This window comes from Mesorhizobium sp. WSM4828 (genome assembly GCF_055811175.1).
Map to the genome: position 1 here is coordinate 138,230 of NZ_JBVVQK010000012.1, position 16,656 is coordinate 154,885.

General features: G+C 62.6%; 19 protein-coding genes and 1 pseudogene. 11 read left to right on the top strand and 9 right to left on the bottom strand.

Going from position 1 to position 16,656, the window contains the following annotated elements; translation table 11 throughout:
* Positions 1-95: 95 nt before the first annotated feature.
* Both AC0L2X_RS16295 and AC0L2X_RS16300 read right to left on the bottom strand, forming a co-directional pair.
* Positions 96-461: a cell division protein ZapA gene (locus AC0L2X_RS16295; RefSeq protein WP_254816554.1), complete on the bottom strand. Its 366-nt coding sequence runs from the start codon at positions 459-461 to the stop codon at positions 96-98.
* A gap of 4 nt (positions 462-465) precedes the next feature.
* Complete coding sequence (locus AC0L2X_RS16300) at positions 466-738, bottom strand: DUF4164 domain-containing protein (RefSeq protein ID WP_006200774.1); 273 nt, start codon at positions 736-738, stop codon at positions 466-468.
* Between the two features lie 260 nt (positions 739-998).
* On the opposite strand from AC0L2X_RS16300, the gene tkt reads away from it, so the two are divergent.
* From tkt to AC0L2X_RS16315, 3 genes are all read left to right on the top strand, one after another.
* Positions 999-2,990: a transketolase gene (tkt, locus tag AC0L2X_RS16305; protein WP_473600022.1), complete on the top strand. Its 1,992-nt coding sequence runs from the start codon at positions 999-1,001 to the stop codon at positions 2,988-2,990.
* A 158-nt stretch (positions 2,991-3,148) separates the two neighbouring features.
* Entirely contained in the window at positions 3,149-4,159 is a 1,011-nt protein-coding gene (gene gap, locus AC0L2X_RS16310) for a type I glyceraldehyde-3-phosphate dehydrogenase (protein WP_352465773.1), read from the top strand.
* Positions 4,160-4,377: 218 nt separating this feature from the next.
* On the top strand, positions 4,378-6,267 hold the full coding sequence (locus AC0L2X_RS16315) for a potassium/proton antiporter (protein ID WP_352489321.1): 1,890 nt from the start codon (positions 4,378-4,380) through the stop codon (positions 6,265-6,267).
* 158 nt (positions 6,268-6,425) lie between these two features.
* Here AC0L2X_RS16315 and AC0L2X_RS16320 read toward each other — a convergent pair whose 3' ends face one another.
* Positions 6,426-7,325 carry a polyprenyl synthetase family protein gene (locus AC0L2X_RS16320; RefSeq protein ID WP_473600023.1) on the bottom strand — a complete coding sequence of 300 codons (900 nt, stop codon included), beginning with the start codon at positions 7,323-7,325 and terminating at the stop codon, positions 6,426-6,428.
* Between the two features lie 97 nt (positions 7,326-7,422).
* Between AC0L2X_RS16320 and AC0L2X_RS16325 the strand changes: the two genes are divergently transcribed.
* The 3 genes from AC0L2X_RS16325 (at position 7,423) to AC0L2X_RS16335 (ending at position 9,104) form a co-directional block, all read left to right on the top strand.
* Entirely contained in the window at positions 7,423-8,181 is a 759-nt protein-coding gene (locus AC0L2X_RS16325; RefSeq protein ID WP_352489319.1) for a transglycosylase domain-containing protein, read from the top strand.
* A gap of 139 nt (positions 8,182-8,320) precedes the next feature.
* Entirely contained in the window at positions 8,321-8,503 is a 183-nt protein-coding gene (rpmF, locus tag AC0L2X_RS16330) for a 50S ribosomal protein L32 (RefSeq protein ID WP_006203806.1), read from the top strand.
* 199 nt (positions 8,504-8,702) lie between these two features.
* Positions 8,703-9,104, top strand: a complete 402-nt coding sequence (locus AC0L2X_RS16335; protein WP_023720966.1) for a hypothetical protein — start codon at positions 8,703-8,705, stop codon at positions 9,102-9,104.
* A gap of 10 nt (positions 9,105-9,114) precedes the next feature.
* Here AC0L2X_RS16335 and AC0L2X_RS16340 read toward each other — a convergent pair.
* The 3 genes and pseudogenes from AC0L2X_RS16340 to AC0L2X_RS16350 form a co-directional block, all read right to left on the bottom strand.
* Positions 9,115-9,547: pseudogene (locus tag AC0L2X_RS16340) on the bottom strand (GlcG/HbpS family heme-binding protein).
* Between the two features lie 94 nt (positions 9,548-9,641).
* Positions 9,642-9,872, bottom strand: coding sequence for a hypothetical protein (locus tag AC0L2X_RS16345; RefSeq protein WP_023678501.1), 231 nt, complete (start codon positions 9,870-9,872; stop codon positions 9,642-9,644).
* Positions 9,873-9,948: 76 nt separating this feature from the next.
* Positions 9,949-10,473, bottom strand: a complete 525-nt coding sequence (locus AC0L2X_RS16350; protein ID WP_352564605.1) for a winged helix-turn-helix transcriptional regulator — start codon at positions 10,471-10,473, stop codon at positions 9,949-9,951.
* Between the two features lie 97 nt (positions 10,474-10,570).
* Here AC0L2X_RS16350 and AC0L2X_RS16355 point away from each other — a divergent pair, with 97 nt between their 5' ends.
* The gene (locus AC0L2X_RS16355; protein ID WP_352489317.1) at positions 10,571-11,422 is read left to right on the top strand and encodes an alpha/beta fold hydrolase; all 852 of its coding nucleotides are present in this window, start codon (positions 10,571-10,573) and stop codon (positions 11,420-11,422) included.
* Between the two features lie 56 nt (positions 11,423-11,478).
* Positions 11,479-12,135 (top strand): glutathione S-transferase family protein, encoded by a 657-nt coding sequence (locus tag AC0L2X_RS16360; protein ID WP_352489316.1) that lies wholly within the window; start codon positions 11,479-11,481, stop codon positions 12,133-12,135.
* Positions 12,136-12,278: 143 nt separating this feature from the next.
* Here AC0L2X_RS16360 and AC0L2X_RS16365 read toward each other — a convergent pair whose 3' ends face one another.
* The 3 genes from AC0L2X_RS16365 to AC0L2X_RS16375 form a co-directional block, all read right to left on the bottom strand.
* Positions 12,279-12,566, bottom strand: coding sequence for an ArsR/SmtB family transcription factor (locus tag AC0L2X_RS16365; protein WP_023678497.1), 288 nt, complete (start codon positions 12,564-12,566; stop codon positions 12,279-12,281).
* Between the two features lie 31 nt (positions 12,567-12,597).
* Positions 12,598-13,845: an MFS transporter gene (locus AC0L2X_RS16370; RefSeq protein ID WP_352465767.1), complete on the bottom strand. Its 1,248-nt coding sequence runs from the start codon at positions 13,843-13,845 to the stop codon at positions 12,598-12,600.
* Positions 13,846-13,940: 95 nt separating this feature from the next.
* Positions 13,941-14,135: a DUF1192 domain-containing protein gene (locus AC0L2X_RS16375; protein WP_352489315.1), complete on the bottom strand. Its 195-nt coding sequence runs from the start codon at positions 14,133-14,135 to the stop codon at positions 13,941-13,943.
* 124 nt (positions 14,136-14,259) lie between these two features.
* On the opposite strand from AC0L2X_RS16375, the gene AC0L2X_RS16380 reads away from it, so the two are divergent.
* From AC0L2X_RS16380 to AC0L2X_RS16390, 3 genes are all read left to right on the top strand, one after another.
* The gene (locus tag AC0L2X_RS16380; RefSeq protein ID WP_473600024.1) at positions 14,260-15,270 is read left to right on the top strand and encodes an NAD(P)H-quinone oxidoreductase; all 1,011 of its coding nucleotides are present in this window, start codon (positions 14,260-14,262) and stop codon (positions 15,268-15,270) included.
* Between the two features lie 146 nt (positions 15,271-15,416).
* Entirely contained in the window at positions 15,417-15,557 is a 141-nt protein-coding gene (locus tag AC0L2X_RS16385) for a DUF1127 domain-containing protein (RefSeq protein WP_023720976.1), read from the top strand.
* A 349-nt stretch (positions 15,558-15,906) separates the two neighbouring features.
* Complete coding sequence (locus AC0L2X_RS16390; RefSeq protein WP_292655650.1) at positions 15,907-16,602, top strand: DUF1013 domain-containing protein; 696 nt, start codon at positions 15,907-15,909, stop codon at positions 16,600-16,602.
* Positions 16,603-16,656 lie beyond the last annotated feature (54 nt).

Genomic DNA, 16,656 nt, shown 5'->3' on the forward strand with positions numbered 1-16,656 from the left:
ATCCTTCAAACGGCTGTTGCGCCGGCAGCAAGGCCGGCGGCGAAATATTTTCATTGCTTCTCGGCAAATGCAGCAGGAATCTTCGCTGCGCTGGCTCAGGCCTTGTTCACTGCCAGCGTCGTCGCCAGGTCTTCCATGCGCTGGGCCAGCGCGCCAAGCGCCCCGGTCAGCACGGAATCGTTCTTGTCGGCCTTGGTCAGTGCATCGTCGCGCGTCTTGCGCAGCGTCAGCACTTCGCTTTCCATGCCCTTGACCCGCTTTTGCAGTTCTGAAAGCTCGTCCATGACCATGATGCCGGCCATCACGGTCAGCCGCTGGTCGCCGATCTCGCCAAAAGAATCCTTCAGATGCGAGACATAGCGGTCGAAGCGCTCGGCAAGATCGATCAGATGCTCTTCCTGGCCCTCGTCGCAGGCCATACGATACTGCTTGCCGTCGATGGAAACCGTGACTTGTGCCATTGGCCTACCTGTCCAGTACCGCGCGGATGGTTTCCATGGCTGTCACCAGCCTTCGCGATACTTCCTTGTTGGCATCTTCCAGCCGTTCGGCGCGGGCCTCGGAGTTGTCGAGTTCCTGCGCCAGCCGCGAGCGGTCGGCGTTCATCCGCTGCACTTCGGCCTCGGCTTCCGAATAGTCCCGCTCATGCTCGAGCTTGGCCGCGACGGCGTTTTCCAGCCCTTCGATGGCCTTACCCAGCCTGGCAATGACTTCCTTGAGGGTCGTTTCCCCGGTCATGGCTTTCGTCCTGCGCCCTGCCCATCACCGAATCATCCACGTTCAGAACGCGTTATCCTTGAAACATTACGCGTCGTGTGAACCGCCCGTCAATAAAGCTGTCGCGACTGTCCCCTGCTAACGCTAATGTAAGTCGCGCATGGCCATCACAAGACCGGCAAAAGCACACCGATTTGTTGACTAAAAGGCCGCGCCTGCTATGTGTCGCGCACCCTTTTCAAGGGCTCTCCCAAGGCCCAAACCCCCATTTTGGAGGAAGCATGACCTCGCGCGAACAACATGACCGGATGGCCAATGCGATCCGTTTTCTCGCCATGGACGCCGTCGAGAAGGCAAACTCCGGCCACCCCGGACTGCCCATGGGCTGTGCCGACATCGCCACGGTGCTGTTCACCCGCTTTCTCAAATACGATCCGAAAAACCCGCATTGGCCGGACCGCGACCGCTTTATCCTGTCGGCCGGCCACGGCTCGATGCTGCTTTACTCGCTGCTCTATCTGACCGGCTATGAAGACATCACCATCGACCAGATCAAGCAGTTCCGCCAATTGGGGTCGAGGACGGCGGGCCACCCGGAATACGGCCATGCCGCGGGCATCGAGACGACGACCGGCCCACTCGGCCAGGGCCTTGCCAATTCGGTCGGCTTCGCGCTCGGCGAGCGCATCATGAATGCCGCTTTCGGCAACGATCTCGTCGACCACTACACCTATGTGCTGGCCGGTGACGGCTGCCTGATGGAAGGCGTATCCCAGGAAGCCATTGCGCTTGCCGGACATCTGAAGCTGAACAAGCTGATCGTCTTCTGGGACAACAACAACATCTCGATCGATGGCCCGGTGTCGCTCGCCGACAACACCGATCAGGTTGCCCGCTTCCAGGCGTCCGGCTGGAATGCCAGCCATATCGACGGCCAGGACCCGGAAGCGATCGCCTATGCCATCGAGGCGGCCCGCCACTCCGACAAGCCGACGATGATTGCCTGCAAGACCACGATCGGCTTCGGCGCGCCGACCAAGGCCGGCACCAACAAGGCGCATGGCTCGCCGCTCGGGGCCGAGGAAATCGCCGGCGCCAGAAAATTCTTCGGCTGGGATTATCCGCCCTTCGAGGTTCCGGCCGACATCCTCGACGCGTGGCGTACCGCCGGCCGGACCGGCGTCAAGGCACGCACCGACTGGGAAGGCCGCCTTGCCAGGGCCGACGCCAAATTGCGCGCAGAGTTCGAACGCCGCATCAGTGGCACGCTGCCGGCCAACTTCGACGCCGTCATTGGCGATTACAAGAAGAAGCTCGCCGCCGACAAGCCGAAGGTCGCCACTCGTAAGTCATCGGAAATGGCGCTCGAGGTCATCAACGGCGCCGTGCCCGAAACCATCGGCGGCTCGGCCGATTTGACCGGCTCCAACAACACCAAGACCAGCCAGACCAAGAACATCACCGCCGACGATTACGGCCAGCGCTACGTCCACTACGGCGTTCGCGAGCACGGCATGGCGGCAGCGCTCAACGGGCTGACGCTGCATGGCGGCATTATCGCCTATGGCGGCACTTTCATGTGCTTTTCCGATTATGCCCGTCCGGCGATGCGGCTTGCTTCGCTGATGGGCATCCGCTCGATCTTCGTCATGACCCATGATTCCATCGGCCTTGGCGAAGACGGCCCGACCCATCAGCCGGTCGAGCATCTGGCAGCACTTCGCGCCATTCCGAACCACAATGTCTTCCGCCCGGCCGACGCGGTGGAAACCGCGGAATGCTGGCAGTTGGCCATTGAGTCGGTAAAGACACCCTCGACATTGGCGCTGACCCGGCAGAACCTACCGACGGTACGCAACGACTTCGTTGCGGAAAACCTCTCCAGCCGCGGCGCCTATGAACTTGCCGCCGCCAGTGGCGAGGCGGAAGTGACGATCTTCGCTTCGGGCTCCGAGGTCGAGATCGCGCTGGCCGCCCGCGAGGCCTTGGAAAAGCACGGCCACGCGACCCGCGTCGTCTCGGTGCCGTGCTTCGAATTGTTCGACAAGCAGAGCGCCGACTATCGCAGCAGGACGATCGGCAATGCGCCGCTCAAGATTGCTATCGAAGCCGGCATCCGTCAGGGCTGGGACCACTTCATCGGAACCGACGGCATCTTTGTCGGCATGACCGGCTTCGGCGCCTCCGGCACTATCGAACAGCTCTACCCGCATTTCGGCATCACCGCCGAGGCAACGGTGAAGGCGGCGGAAGCCCGTCTGCACGGCAAATGAAAGTGAGCCCCGCCCGGCAAAGGCTGGCATAGCGGTTTTGCCGGGCGGTGGAGCACTAATCGATTTAAATCCGTGCCCCGGCGGCTGGATTCTTTGCCCGTCCGCCGTTATGAAGCTGCGGACTTGATCTTCGGCCTCCAACTCCCAGGGAGAGAACAATGACCGTCAGAGTTGCCATCAACGGATTCGGCCGCATCGGCCGCAACATCCTGCGCGCCATCCATGAATCAGGCCGCAAGGATATCGACGTCGTCGCGGTCAACGATCTCGGCCCGGTCGAGACCAACGCGCATCTGCTGCGCTTCGACAGCGTGCATGGCCGCTTTCCGCATGAGGTGACGGTTGACGGCGACCAGATCATCGTCGGCAAGGAAAAATTCAAGGTCACCGCGATCAAGGATCCGACGCAACTGCCGTGGAAAGAGCTCGGCATCGACATCGCACTCGAATGCACCGGCATCTTCACCGCCCGCGACAAGGCCGTCGCCCATTTGACCGCCGGTGCCAAGCGCGTTCTCGTCTCCGCTCCGGCAGAGGGCGCCGACCTCACCGTCGTCTATGGCATCAACCACGACAAGCTGACCAAGGACCACATCGTCATCTCGAACGCCTCCTGCACCACCAACTGCCTGGCGCCGCTGGCGGCCGTGCTGAATGAGGCGGTCGGAATCGAGAAGGGCATGATGACGACGATCCATTCCTACACCGGCGACCAGCCGACGCTGGACACCATGCACAAGGACCTTTACCGCGCCCGCGCCGCGGCGCTGTCGCAGATTCCGACCTCGACCGGTGCCGCCAAGGCCATCGGCCTGGTACTGCCTGAGCTCAAGGGCAAGCTCGACGGCATCTCCATCCGCGTGCCGACCCCGAACGTTTCGCTCGTCGATTTCAAGTTTATCGCCAAGCGGCCAACCACCGTCCAAGAAATCAACGACGCGGTGATCACTGCCTCGAACGGCAAGCTGAAGGGCATCCTCGCCGTTACCCGCCACCCCAACGTTTCGATCGACTTCAACCACGATCCGCATTCCTCGATCGTGGCGCTCGACCAGACCAAGGTCATGGACGGCAACTTCGTTTCGGTGCTGTCGTGGTACGACAATGAATGGGGCTTTTCCAACCGCATGGGCGATACCGCCGTCGCCTTCGGCAAGACCATCGCCTGATCGCAGAACCATCTTCTCGACCTGGAAGACGCCCGGCTCAGTCCGGGCGTTTTTCGTTGCAGCACGAACCGCCGAGGCACGCTCCGCTGCTCGGGGATGCCAAAACTTTCGACGATCGGCAGCGTGGGGCAAAAAGCCACGCGGCTGCCTTGCAGCGGCCATGTCTTCGCCCCACTCTCCCGTGATGCCGGAGCATATCGACTAGGGGCGACTAACGCATGGAGCATGGTATCTATCTTGTGACGCTCGTTGGGGCAGCACTTGTCGTTGCCGCCGCGTTTTCGAGCCTGATCGCCTTCCGTTTCGGCGCCCCTCTCCTGCTGCTGTTTCTCTGCATCGGCCTCGCCACCGGAACCGACGGTCTCGGCATCCATTTCGACAATGCCCGAGTTGCTTATTTTGCCGGCTCATTGGCGCTGGCGGTCATCCTTTTCGATTCCGGCTTCGGCACGCCGCTCAACGCCTTGCGGCAGGCGGCCGGGCCGGCGCTGTCGCTGGCGACCTTCGGCGTCCTTTTGACCACCGGCCTGTTCGGCGCCGCCGCCTATTATCTGCTCGACCTGACCTGGCTGGAATCCTTCCTGCTCGGTGCCGCCGTCGCCTCGACCGACGCCGCGGCGGTGTTCTTCCTGCTGCGCGCCGGCGAGATCAATTTGCGCGAGCGCGTGCGGTCCACGCTCGAGGTGGAATCCGGCACCAATGACCCAATCGCCATCTTCCTGACCATCACCCTGGTCGAGGTCATCGCCGCCAACACCCACCCCGAGGCCAAGGTGCTGGTTACCGATCTTGCCGTCGGTTTCCTTGTCAACATGGGGCTCGGCGCGGTCATCGGTATTCTCGGCGGCATGGCCATCGTGCGCCTTGTCGATCGCCTCAATCTCGATCACGGCCTGCTGCCGATCTTCGTGCTGACGCTGTCGCTGATGGTGTTCGCTGCCGCCGGCGCCGTCGGCGGCTCCGGCTTCCTGGCGGTCTATCTCGCAGGCCTGATTGCCGGCAATTCCGATATCCGGGCCGTCACCATCCTCAAGCGCTTCCAGGACGGCATGTCGTGGCTGGCGCAGATCATCATGTTCCTGATCCTCGGCCTGTTCGCGACGCCTTCGCAATTTCCGGCGATCCTGGTGCCGGCAGTGCTGCTCGGCCTGTTCCTGATATTTGTGGCACGGCCAATCGCGGTCTGGCTGTGCCTGATGCCATTTCGTCTGCCACGCCCGGAAGTCGCCTTCGTCTCATGGGTCGGCCTGCGTGGCGCCGTGTCGATCCTGCTTGCCATCACGCCGCTGCTCGGCGGCCTTGAGAACGGCCGCCTCATCTTCAACACTGCCTTTATCATCGTGCTGGTCTCGCTGATCATCCAGGGATGGACCGTCGGGCCGCTGGCACGCCGCCTCGGCCTTATCGTGCCGGCTCGGCTGGGACCGCTCGACAAGGTCGAATTGGAACTGCCGGGCTCCGCCCATCATGAGCTTCTCGCCTACCGCGTGGCACCTGGCAGCCCGGTGGCGCGCGGCGAACGCATACCGCGCTGGGCGCGGCCGTCGCTGGTGTTGCGCGACGGACGCTCGATGCGCTTCCAGGACATGGGCCGGCTGGCGGCCGGCGACCATGTCTACATCTTCGTGCCGGACCGCTATCCGCGCCTGCTCGACAAGCTGTTCGCCAGCCGTGCCGTGGTCGATCCCGAGGACGCGGATTTCTTCGGCGCCTTCGCCGTCGATCCGTCACGCTCCGCCGAGGAACTGGAGACCGCCTATGCGCCGGGCCTGACCGAAGCGGAACGCAAGCTCAGCATTGGCGACCTGGTTACTACGCGGCTCGGCGGCCACGCCGAATACGCCGACCGCGTGCTGCTCGGTCCGATCGAGCTGATCGTGCGCGACGTCGACGACAAGGGCAGGATCACCGGCCTTGGCCTGTCCTTTGAGCCGACCGCCCCGGTGGCGCGCGTTCCGGTATTCCTCAGCGCCGGTGAAATCCGCGACCGCATCGCCGCGTTCATCCGCAACCGGCGCAAGCCGGCCGAAGCGCAGGCGGTCGAGGCGGCGGCCGAGCTGGAACCGGTTCGGCCGCCCGCGGTGGAAAAGACAACTGGCGAAAGCTGACCGCTGTCGACCCGCGGAATCCTGCTGCGAGGCCGAAAATGGCTCGGCAACTGGCGTGGCGAGGCCATGTGGTCCGACATCGCCGGAACCCCGATCGGCCGGCTGCGAAGGCATCCCGCCGGTCAGTCGCCACTTCTCCGGCGCGCCATAGGGGCGCTTTAATTGTTGCGGGCCGCGACGAACTCCGCCGCCTGTTTCAGAAGCGCGGCTTGTTCGCCATAGGGCTCGAGCAGCGCATGAGCCTGATCGACGAGGCCATGGAGCTGATCCCGCGCCCAGCCCGGTCCGTGCAGCGCGACCAGCGTCGCCTTGCCGGCCGCGGCATCCTTGCCGGTCGCCTTGCCCATCTGATGCGCGTCGGCGGTCAGGTCGAGCAGATCGTCGGCAAGTTGAAAAGCAAGCCCGATCGCCGAACCAAATTCGGCCAGCCTTTCGCGGTCGCCCGACGGCGCACCGGCAAGGATAGCGCCCGCTTCGCAGGCAAAGCGGATCAGCGCACCGGTTTTCATCGCCTGAAGCCGGATGATGCCGGCCTCGTCCGGCCGGCCTTGTTCGGCCTCGAGATCGAGCATCTGGCCGCCGACCATGCTTCCCGCCCCGGCGGCGCGGGCCAGAGCCAGCACCAACCCTGCCCTGCGCTCGGCCGGCAGCATTGTCGCATCGTCGGCAAGGATGTCGAAAGCAAGCGTCAGTAAGGCGTCGCCCGCAAGAATGGCGGTCGCCTCATCGAAAGCCCTGTGTACAGTCGGCTGGCCGCGGCGCAAATCGTCGTCGTCCATGGCCGGCAGATCGTCATGGATGAGCGAATAGCAGTGCACGCATTCGAGCGCCGCCGCGACGCGCAGCGCCGCCTCGCCATCGGCTGAAAACAGTGCAGCACTTTCCATGACCAGGAAGGGACGCAGTCGTTTGCCGCCGTTCAGCACGCCATGTCGCATGGCCGCCATCAGGCGTTCGGGCCGCGCGACCTCGCCTGAAAGCGTCCGTCCGTCGAGCAATCGCCTCAGCAGCGCCTCGAGCGGAACTGCCCGGGCAATAAGTGCAGCTTCGAATGCCATTTGGTCGTCTTTCGTCATGGTCGGGAGCGGTAGCCGACACTCAGACGTTGCGCAAGAAGCCAAGCGCCATTATGCCGGGGGCAGGGAGCAGCGCGGATTGGGTGGCTTGGCGGAACCGATCGTCGATCACGAAACCGAAGGGTTGGACATGGCGAGACCGAGACGCGGCAGCCGCATCGGTCTTCAACGCTGGGTCCGGCGCGGCATCGCCGTCGCCGTCGCGCTGGCGCTGGTGCCGGTGGTGCTGACCTTCCTGTACCTGCCGTCATTCGTGCATCCGGTGTCGACATTGATGCTGAAGGACCTGGCGACGTTTTCCGGCTACGATCGGCGCTGGGTTTCCATCGACGATGTCGCGCCGGTGCTGGCATATTCGGTCATCATGTCGGAGGACGGGCAGTTCTGTTTCCATCGCGGCGTCGATCTGGGCGAGTTGCGCGGCGTCGTTGACGATGCGCTTGCCGGCGAGATGACGCGTGGCGCCTCGACCATCACCATGCAGACGGTAAAGAACCTTTTTCTATGGTCGCGGCCGTTGGGCTCGGTCCGTAAGGTCGTCGAACTGCCGCTGGCCGTCTATTTCGATGCGGTGCTGTCGAAACGGCGTATCATGGAGATCTACCTCAATATCGCCGAATGGGGACCGGGCATCTACGGCATCGAGGCCGCCGCCCAGCACCATTTCGGCGTCTCGGCAAAACAGCTGTCGCGCCGGCAGGCAGCGCTGCTTGCCGTCACCTTGCCGAACCCGATCGTGCGCAATCCGGCAAAGCCCGGGCCGGGACTGAGGCGGCTTGCCGCATTGATCGAACGGCGCGCAGGCCGCGCCGGCGCCTATGTCGGTTGCCTGCGATAGTGTTAAAAAAAATCACGGTGATGCTGGTCAAAACGCCGTCGGGCGTGTATAGGCACCCGACTTTCTCAGATTCCGGCCCCTGATGTGGCCCTTTCACGAGGGCCGCCGGGGCGTTTTGACCATGTAGTGGAGCATATCCATGGCCGTTCCGAAACGAAAAACCTCTCCGTCGAAGCGCGGCATGCGCCGTTCTGCCGACGCACTGAAGGCCCCGACCTATGTCGAGGACAAGAACTCCGGCGAGATGCGCCGTCCGCACCATATCGACCTGAAGACCGGCATGTATCGCGGTCGCCAGGTTCTGGAGCCGAAGGAAAGCTGAGAGAGCTTTCGACGGTTTATGGGTTGCGAAACGACCGGCCATTGGCCGGTCTTTTTGCGTTTGCGATAACCGATCATATCAGCCGGGCCTGACATTGTTGTTTCACGCCGTCTTTGTCCGTGTTTATCGACCGCACGAAAATTCTTGACGGCGAACGCCGGGCGCACTCTACAAAGATCAGTCCAACCGGAGCCGCCACATGTTCGGTGCCATCCCGCTGCTGATCGTGCCTTTCATCCTCTACAATCTCGGGCTTCTGGGAATATTCGGCAGCGGCGACGATCCGTGGGCGACCGAAATGTTTTCGGTCCGGATGATGTCGGGTGGCGTGTTCTCGATGACCCTCGGCGATCTCATCGTGCTGATCGCACTGATCTTCTTGTTTGTCGAAGTGGTGAAATCGACGCGCACGACAAATGCCTCGATCATGGACCACCTTTTGTCGACCTTCGTCTTTGTGGCCTATCTGGTCGAGTTCCTGCTGGTGAAGGGCGCCGCCCATTCCGTTTTCTTCACACTGATGGTCATAGCGCTGATCGATGTGCTGGCCGGCTTTTCGGTGTCGATGCGGTCGGCCAGCCGCGATATCAACATGAATTAAGGATCCCGGCTCAGCCGGGGTCGGCGCTAAAGCCAGCCGCCTCGATGCCGGCGATGGCTGCCGTTTCGTCATTGTCGGACGTATCGCCGGAAATGCCGACGGCGCCGATGATCGTGCCGGCCTCGTCGCGGATCAGCACGCCGCCGACGACCGGCAGGACGCGCCCGCCCGACACGTCGGAGATGCCGGCGATCAGATGCGGGCGCTCCCTGGCGAAAGCTTCCACCCGGCGCGAGCCCATGCCGATAGCGAGCGCGCCGTAGGCCTTACCGGCCGACATTTGCGGACGCAGGAACGACGCGCCGTCCTGACCGCTGGAACGCAACCAGATGGGCGCCGGCGTCGAGCACCGAGACGCCAAGCGGCCTGAGCTTGAGCTCGGCACCCTTGGCAAAGGCGGCGGCGATGATTTCAAGGGCTTTGTCGAGCGTCAGTGCGGTCATGCCGGTCTCCTAAACGCGCCAGTTATCAACCGGCAGAAACATCCCGGTGAACTGTTTCGTGTGCGAAATGAAGCATGCGTCTGGGAGCGCCGGTTTATTTTTTCTTGGCGCGAGGCTTCTTCACCGGGGCGGGAGGCGCATTGGCCAGGTCTTCCGCTTCCTTGGCGAGGCGCAGCGCCCGCAGCTTGTTGGTCTTGGCTTGGCGAGCGTCGCTCTCGGCGACATATTCCGCCATCGCCTTCTGGCGAACCGTGGCTGCCTCTTCCTGTTTCTTGAAGCGCAAATCGGCCCGCGCACGGGCAGTGTCCTTAGAGTTCTCGACCAAGAGCGTTATCCAATCCCGTGAATTATCTTCAGTCCCTTGATAGCAGAGCCAGCCCGCAATTGGGAAAATAAGTTGGTCATGGCGCCGGATCGCAGCCGATGCCCCGCGCGTTGCGGGCGATCACCGCATCGTATCCGGCCTGCAAAGTCGCGCGGACGGTGGGCTCGGATGGAGCAGGAGACGCACCCAGATGCTCGTGGCGCAACTCGTTCATGAACTTATCCCACATCGGCGGGCCGCCTTTTTCCAGAAGCTCGGCACGGATAGAGAGCTCTTCGCTGACCGGCAGCCAGACGCGGCCCCAGGCGCCGAGATGCGCCAGGATCGGCACCAGCGTGATGGCCATTTCGGTCAGACTATAGATCGCCTTTTGCTTGTGGGAGGGATCATCCGCCTTGGTCAGCATGCCGAGCTCCATCAGCCGCTTCAGCCGGTCGGCGAGGATGTTGGAGGCGATGCCCTCCATCGAGCCGTTGAGCAGTTCGCGAAAGTGGCGTCTGCCGCCGAAGATGATGTCGCGAAGGATGATCAGGCTCCACCGGTCGCCGAACACTTCGAGCGACAGGTTGATGGGGCATCCGGACCGACGATCGATGTTCATGCGAATCTCCAAAAACCGGTTGCATTATCGTATCAGTTTTAATATCGTGCAACTGATTGCAAATTGCAATCGGATTGGAAGCCCAAGGAGGAAAGCCATGAAAAACTCCGAACACCCCGAAATCGTATCCCAGACCTTCGGCGATCCGGCACATCCGGCGGTGTTGTTGATCATGGGCGCCATGGCTTCCATGCTTTGGTGGCCCGAAGCGTTTTGCCGAAAGCTGGCCGGCGAGGGTCGCTTCGTGATCCGCTATGACAATCGCGATACCGGCCGTTCGACCAAATACGCGCCGGGCGAGCCGCCTTATACATTCAACGACATGGCGGACGATGCCATCCGCGTCCTTGACGATCACGGAATCCGAAAGGCGCATGTGGTCGGCATGTCGATGGGCGGCATGATCGCGCAGCTCGTTGCGTTGAAATATCCGTCGCGTGTCACTTCGCTTACGGTGATCAGCAGCTCGCCCCTGGGCATCGATACTTCGCATCTGCCCGGAACCACCGAGGCCTATAGGAAACACTCGGCCGAAGGCGCCAAGGTCGACTGGTCGGACCGTGGCCAAGTGGTCGATTTCATCGTCAAGGACGCGCATGCGCTCACCGGTGCCGCGCACTCTTTCGACGAGCAGCGAACGCGAGCTTTCGTCGAACAGGATTATGACCGGTCCGGCGGTTTTCTAAGTGCGACCAATCATTTCATGCTCAAGAGTGGCGAAGATGGGAGCGGCGAAGACTGGACGGGTCGGCTGCGCGACATGAAAATCCCGCTCCTCGTTATCCACGGCACCGACGATCCCATCTTTCCAGTCGAACATGGCGCCGCTCTTGCCGACGCGGTCACCGGTGCAAGGCTGCTCCGGATCGAGGGCGGCGGCCACGAGCTGCATCGCGACGACTGGGCCGCGATCATCGATGCCATCGTCACCCACAGCCAGGCCAAATAGTACCCGACCCCGACACCGAATTTCCGCGAGACGAACCACCCAAGGAACGGCAAACAATGTCTCTGACTATGCATCTTCATCCACTGGCCTCCTTCTGCTGGAAGCCGCTGATCGCGCTCTATGAGAACAACACGCCATTCACATCCGTCGTCGTCGATCTCGGCGATGAACAGTCGCGCGCGGCGTTTCTGAAATTGTGGCCGCTCGGCAAGATGCCGGTGCTGCGCGATGAAGCACTGGACCGGACCGTGCCGGAATCGACGATCGTCATCGAATATCTCAACGCATATTATCCTGGGCCGGTCGAACTGATCCCCGCCGATCTCGATCTCGCTCGCCAGACCCGGCTCGCCGACCGCTTCTATGACTTCTACGTCCAGGAACCGATGCAGAAGATCGTCGGCGACCGGCTGCGGCCGGAGGGCAAGACCGATCCGTTCGGCGTCGAGCAGGCCCGCGCCCAGCTGCGCAGTTCCTACGCCGTCATCGAACAGGACATGGAGTCGAGGACATGGGCGGTGGGTACGAGCTTCACCATGGCCGACTGCGCTGCCGCCCCCGCGCTGTTCTACGCCAACAAGGTCGAGCCGTTCGGAGACGAATATCCTGCGGTCAGGCGCTATCACGACCGGTTGATGCAACGCCCGTCGATTGCCCGTGTGATCGAGGAAGCGCAGCCTTATTTCAAGCTCTTCCCCTACAACAATGGCTAGAGTGGTTCATCGTTTCACGGAAACGACGAACCGCTCTATCTATTTGTTTTTGCGCAATTCCGGACGGAAAACCGTTTCACACTTTTCCGGGAATTGCTCTGGTCCCGATGCTGCATAGTTGCTCGACGCGCTGACGACGCCTCTCAGCTTCCGGGTGAACCGAGCTGCTCCGCATCCCAGAACTGGTCAAGCCAGATGTTGAGCTTCAGGAAGCCGGCATTGCTGACCGTATAGACGCGCCTGGTGCCTTCCGGCTTGGCGTTGACCAGCCCGGCATCAAGCAGCACCTTCAGGTGCTGCGAAACGGCCGGGCGGGACACCGGCAAGCCGGATGCCAATTCGTTGACGGTCTTCGGTCCGCGCCGGAGCTCTTCCAAGAGATGGCGCCGGTTGGGATCGGCAATCGCCATGAAGGCGTCGGAAAGCATCATGCCTTATTTGTGGGGCAAAGCGCCTCGAATCTCAACCGTCGGTTTCAGCTTTTCTGCGCGGGTCGAGCCGCAACGCTTCCGGCGTTACCGAGCGGTCGGCCGGCTGGGTCTTGAAGGCATCGCGGCCTTCGATCGGCACCGGCGCGCGACGGCTGATGCGCAGCAGCGTATAGCCGGCCAGGCTGAGATGCGCGAGTGCGGTAGCCAGGAACAGCCCCTCGGGGCGCATCCAGCCCATTAGGCCGGCGGCCACCAGCGGACCGATCATCGTGCCGAAGCCATAAAGCAGCAGCAGGCCGCCCGACACTTTGACGAAGTCCTCCGATCGGGCATGGTCGTTGGCATGCGCCACCGCGATCGAATAGAGCGTGTAGGCGAAGGCGCCGTAGGCGGCGGTGCAGACGATGACGAAGACGCCGGAGCGCGGTTCGAACAGGAAGATGGCGATGGCGAACAGTGCAGCGCCGAATGCCGCGCCCGCCAGCACAAAACGACGGTCCGTCGTGTCGGAGAGCCGTCCGGCCGGAAGCTGCATGGCGGCGCCGGCGATGACCACGAGGCTCATCATCAGCGCGATCTCGGCTGTCGAGATGCCGATGCGCGCTCCATAGACGGCACCAAGTGTACCCCAGGCGCCGTTGGCAATGCCGATCAGCACGCAGGCGATCGCCGATACCGGCGAATTGATGTAGAGCCCTTTGACGTCGAGCGACACGTCCTGCAGCGGCTTGGGGTGCGACGCCGTCGAGACCGCCGTCGGGATCAGCGACAGGCAGAACAGAATGCCGGTGATCATGAACAGCGACGCCGATTTCACGTCGCCGCCGGCAACGATCATCTGACCGCCCATGATCGAAGCATAGGTGACCATCATGTAGAGGCCGAAGACGGTGCCGCGGTTTTCGTTGGTGGCCTTCTCGTTCAGCCAGCTTTCGATGACCATGAAGGCGCCGGCCATGGTGAAGCCGGTGAAGGCGCGCAGCAGGATCCAGGTATATTCGTCGATGATCAGGCCAGTGAGCAGCGCGACGATCGCTCCCGATGCGGCAAAGGCGCCGAAAGCCCTGACATGACCGGCGCGGCGCACGATGCGTGGCGCAAAGAAGCAGCCGGTGACGAAGCCGCCGGCCCAAGCCGTGCCCATCAGGCCGAGCGATGCCGTCGAGAAGCCCTCCACCTGGCCGCGCAGTGGCAACAGCAGCCCGTGCAGCCCAGATGCCGCCAGCAGGAACGCGGTGCCGCGCAGCAGCGAGAGGATCGGTCTGTAGCTTGCGAACATTTTTCAATCCGGCTGGGGTTTGGGGCACAAGTCTGGAGACAGCGGCATTCGGGCTTTTCGGCGGCGTGCCCGAGCTTTTGGAATTACCCGCAGTACTACCCGCGGCGAAACAGCGCCTCTGCCGCCGACTTGGTTGAGCCCTTGGTCTTGAGCTCGGTTTCCAGCCGGGCGATCTCGTCGCGCAGGATGCCGATCCGTTCGGACAATTCATCGACGGAAAGCAGCGACAGATCCTGCCCGATCTCGTGCGGGCGCGCTTTCTTCTTGGGTTCGTCGTCGAAGATCGCCATCGTCGCTCCTCCGTGATTGCCCATTTGCCTGATTTGCCAATGAGCATACATAGGGCAAGGGTATGGATGCAAATGGCGGGCAAGAGCTGGCACGAGAAACCGGCGAAGCACGACGGGAAAATTCATGGCGAACGCACAGAAAATTCCGGCGAAGATGATGGCGATCGCCATATCGGAACCGGGCGGGCCGCGGGTGCTGAAACCGGAAACCCGCGACGTGCCGGTTCCCGGTCCCGGCGAGATCCTGATCCGGGTGCGTGCCGCCGGCGTCAACCGACCGGACGTGCAGCAGCGCAAGGGCGCCTACCCGCCGCCACCGGGTGCATCGGATCTGCCGGGCCTGGAAGCAGCAGGCGAAGTCGCTGCCCTTGGTGACCAGATATCGCGCTGGCGCGTCGGCGACCGGGTGTGTGCGCTGACGGCGGGCGGCGGCTATGCCGAATATGTCAGAGTGCACGCCGGCAGCGTGCTGCCGCTGCCCGCCGGCTTTACCTACACCGAAGCGGCGGCGCTGCCGGAAAACTACTTCACTGTTTGGCACAATGTCTTCGAGCGCGGCGGCCTGAAGAGCGGCGAGACGCTGCTCGTGCATGGCGGCTCGTCGGGTATCGGCACGACGGCGATCCAGCTTGCTGCCGCTTTCGGCGCCTATGTCGTCACCACCGCCGGCAACAAGGAGAAATGCGAAGCCTGCCTCAAGCTTGGCGCCGACCGGGCGATCAACTACCGCGAGGAGGACTTCGTCGCCGCGGTCAAGGAGGCAACCGGCGGCAAGGGCGCCAATGTCATCCTCGACATGGTCGGCGGCGATTATGTCGCGCGAAACTACGAGGCTGCGGCCGTGGAAGGCCGCATCGTCCAGATCGCGACGCAGGGCGGAGCGGTGGCGAGCGCCAATTTCTTCAAGATGATGACCAAGCGGCTCGTGCACACGGGATCGCTGCTCAGGCCACGCACAGTGGAGTTCAAGGCGGCAGTTGCTGCGGCGCTGGAGGCGCAGGTCTGGCCGCTGCTCGGCACGCGCAAGGTTTCGCCGGTGATGGACACGATCTTCCCGCTCAAGGAAGCCTGGCGGGCGCATGAGCGGATGGAGGAGGGTGAGCACATCGGCAAGATTGTGCTCGATGTCGCCTGACGGCCCGCAAATAGACTGAACGAAAGCTTAATGGTGCAATGCAACAAACGCATTGCGGCCATGCAAAAGCGTCTGTTCAATTCCTGAGCGGCGATGCCTATTTACGCGTCATCGAAACGAATGATCCAACGAAATGGAGGACTATCATGAACCCGATCCGCGCTTTCCGTAACTGGCGCATGTACAACGAAACCGTGCGCGAACTGAACCGGCTGAATGCTCGTCAGCTCAACGACCTCGGCATCAACCGCGGCGACATCGAGAGAATCGCCCGCCAAGGGCTTTGATCTCGAGCACGATCCCGCCCGAAGACCGGGCGCTGCTTTTCCGCAACGCCGAGCCGCGGTTCGGGATCACGTCTTAGAAGCCAGAGCCGCAGCAGACGGATTTCCGTCGCCGGTTCCGAGCCCGCCCGACCTTGGTCTGGCGGGCTTTGTCTTTTTGAAGCTTCGACTGCATGGCTTCATGCCGACCCTTCGCGGTCTGCTGGTCGCGCTGCCATGCCGTCCTTGACGCGCCTTCCAAAAACATTGCGAAACGGCGAGCGAGCGGTTATATAGACCGCGATTTTCCCATTTTGGTGGCTCTAAACCACCGCCCGCGCGGGAACGCGGGCGAACGAGAAGGATTTTTATGATGGCCAATACGCTGCTGATGCCAAAGGCGACCGCCGTCTGGCTGGTTGACAACACAGCGCTTTCCTTCGAGCAGATCGCGCAGTTCTGCGGACTGCATCCGCTTGAGGTCAAGGCGATCGCCGACGGCGAGTCGGCGCAAGGCATCAAGGGCATGGACCCGATCATGACCGGCCAGCTCACTCGCGACGAGATCGCGCGTGCCGAGAAGGACCCGAACCACCGGCTGAAGCTCTCCGATCCCAAGGTGCGGGTGCCGGAATCCAAGCGCAAGGGTCCGCGCTACACGCCGTTGTCGAAGCGCCAGGACCGGCCCAACGCCATCCTCTGGCTGGTGCGCAACCATCCCGAGCTCAAGGATGCGCAGATTGCCCGCCTTGTCGGCACGACGAAGTCGACGATCGACCAGATCCGCGACAGAAAGCACTGGAACTCCGCCAATCTCCAGCCGATGGACCCGGTGACACTCGGCCTGACGTCGCAAATCGACCTCGATATGGAAATCAACCGCGCCTCGCGCGGCCGTGAGCAGGCGCAGCCGGTCGGCGATACGCTGCTGCCGGCCGCCTTGACCGAACGGCTGGTGCCGGCGCCCGAAAAGCCGAAGGACGAGGACCGGGAACTCGACGCCAACGCCGTCTTCGCCAAGCTTTCGGCGCTGAAGTCGAAGGACAAGGACGCCGACGAGGAGGAGTAGGCATCTCGCATCCAAAGCAAAAAGCCCGCTTTCAAGCGGGTTTTTTGTGATCTT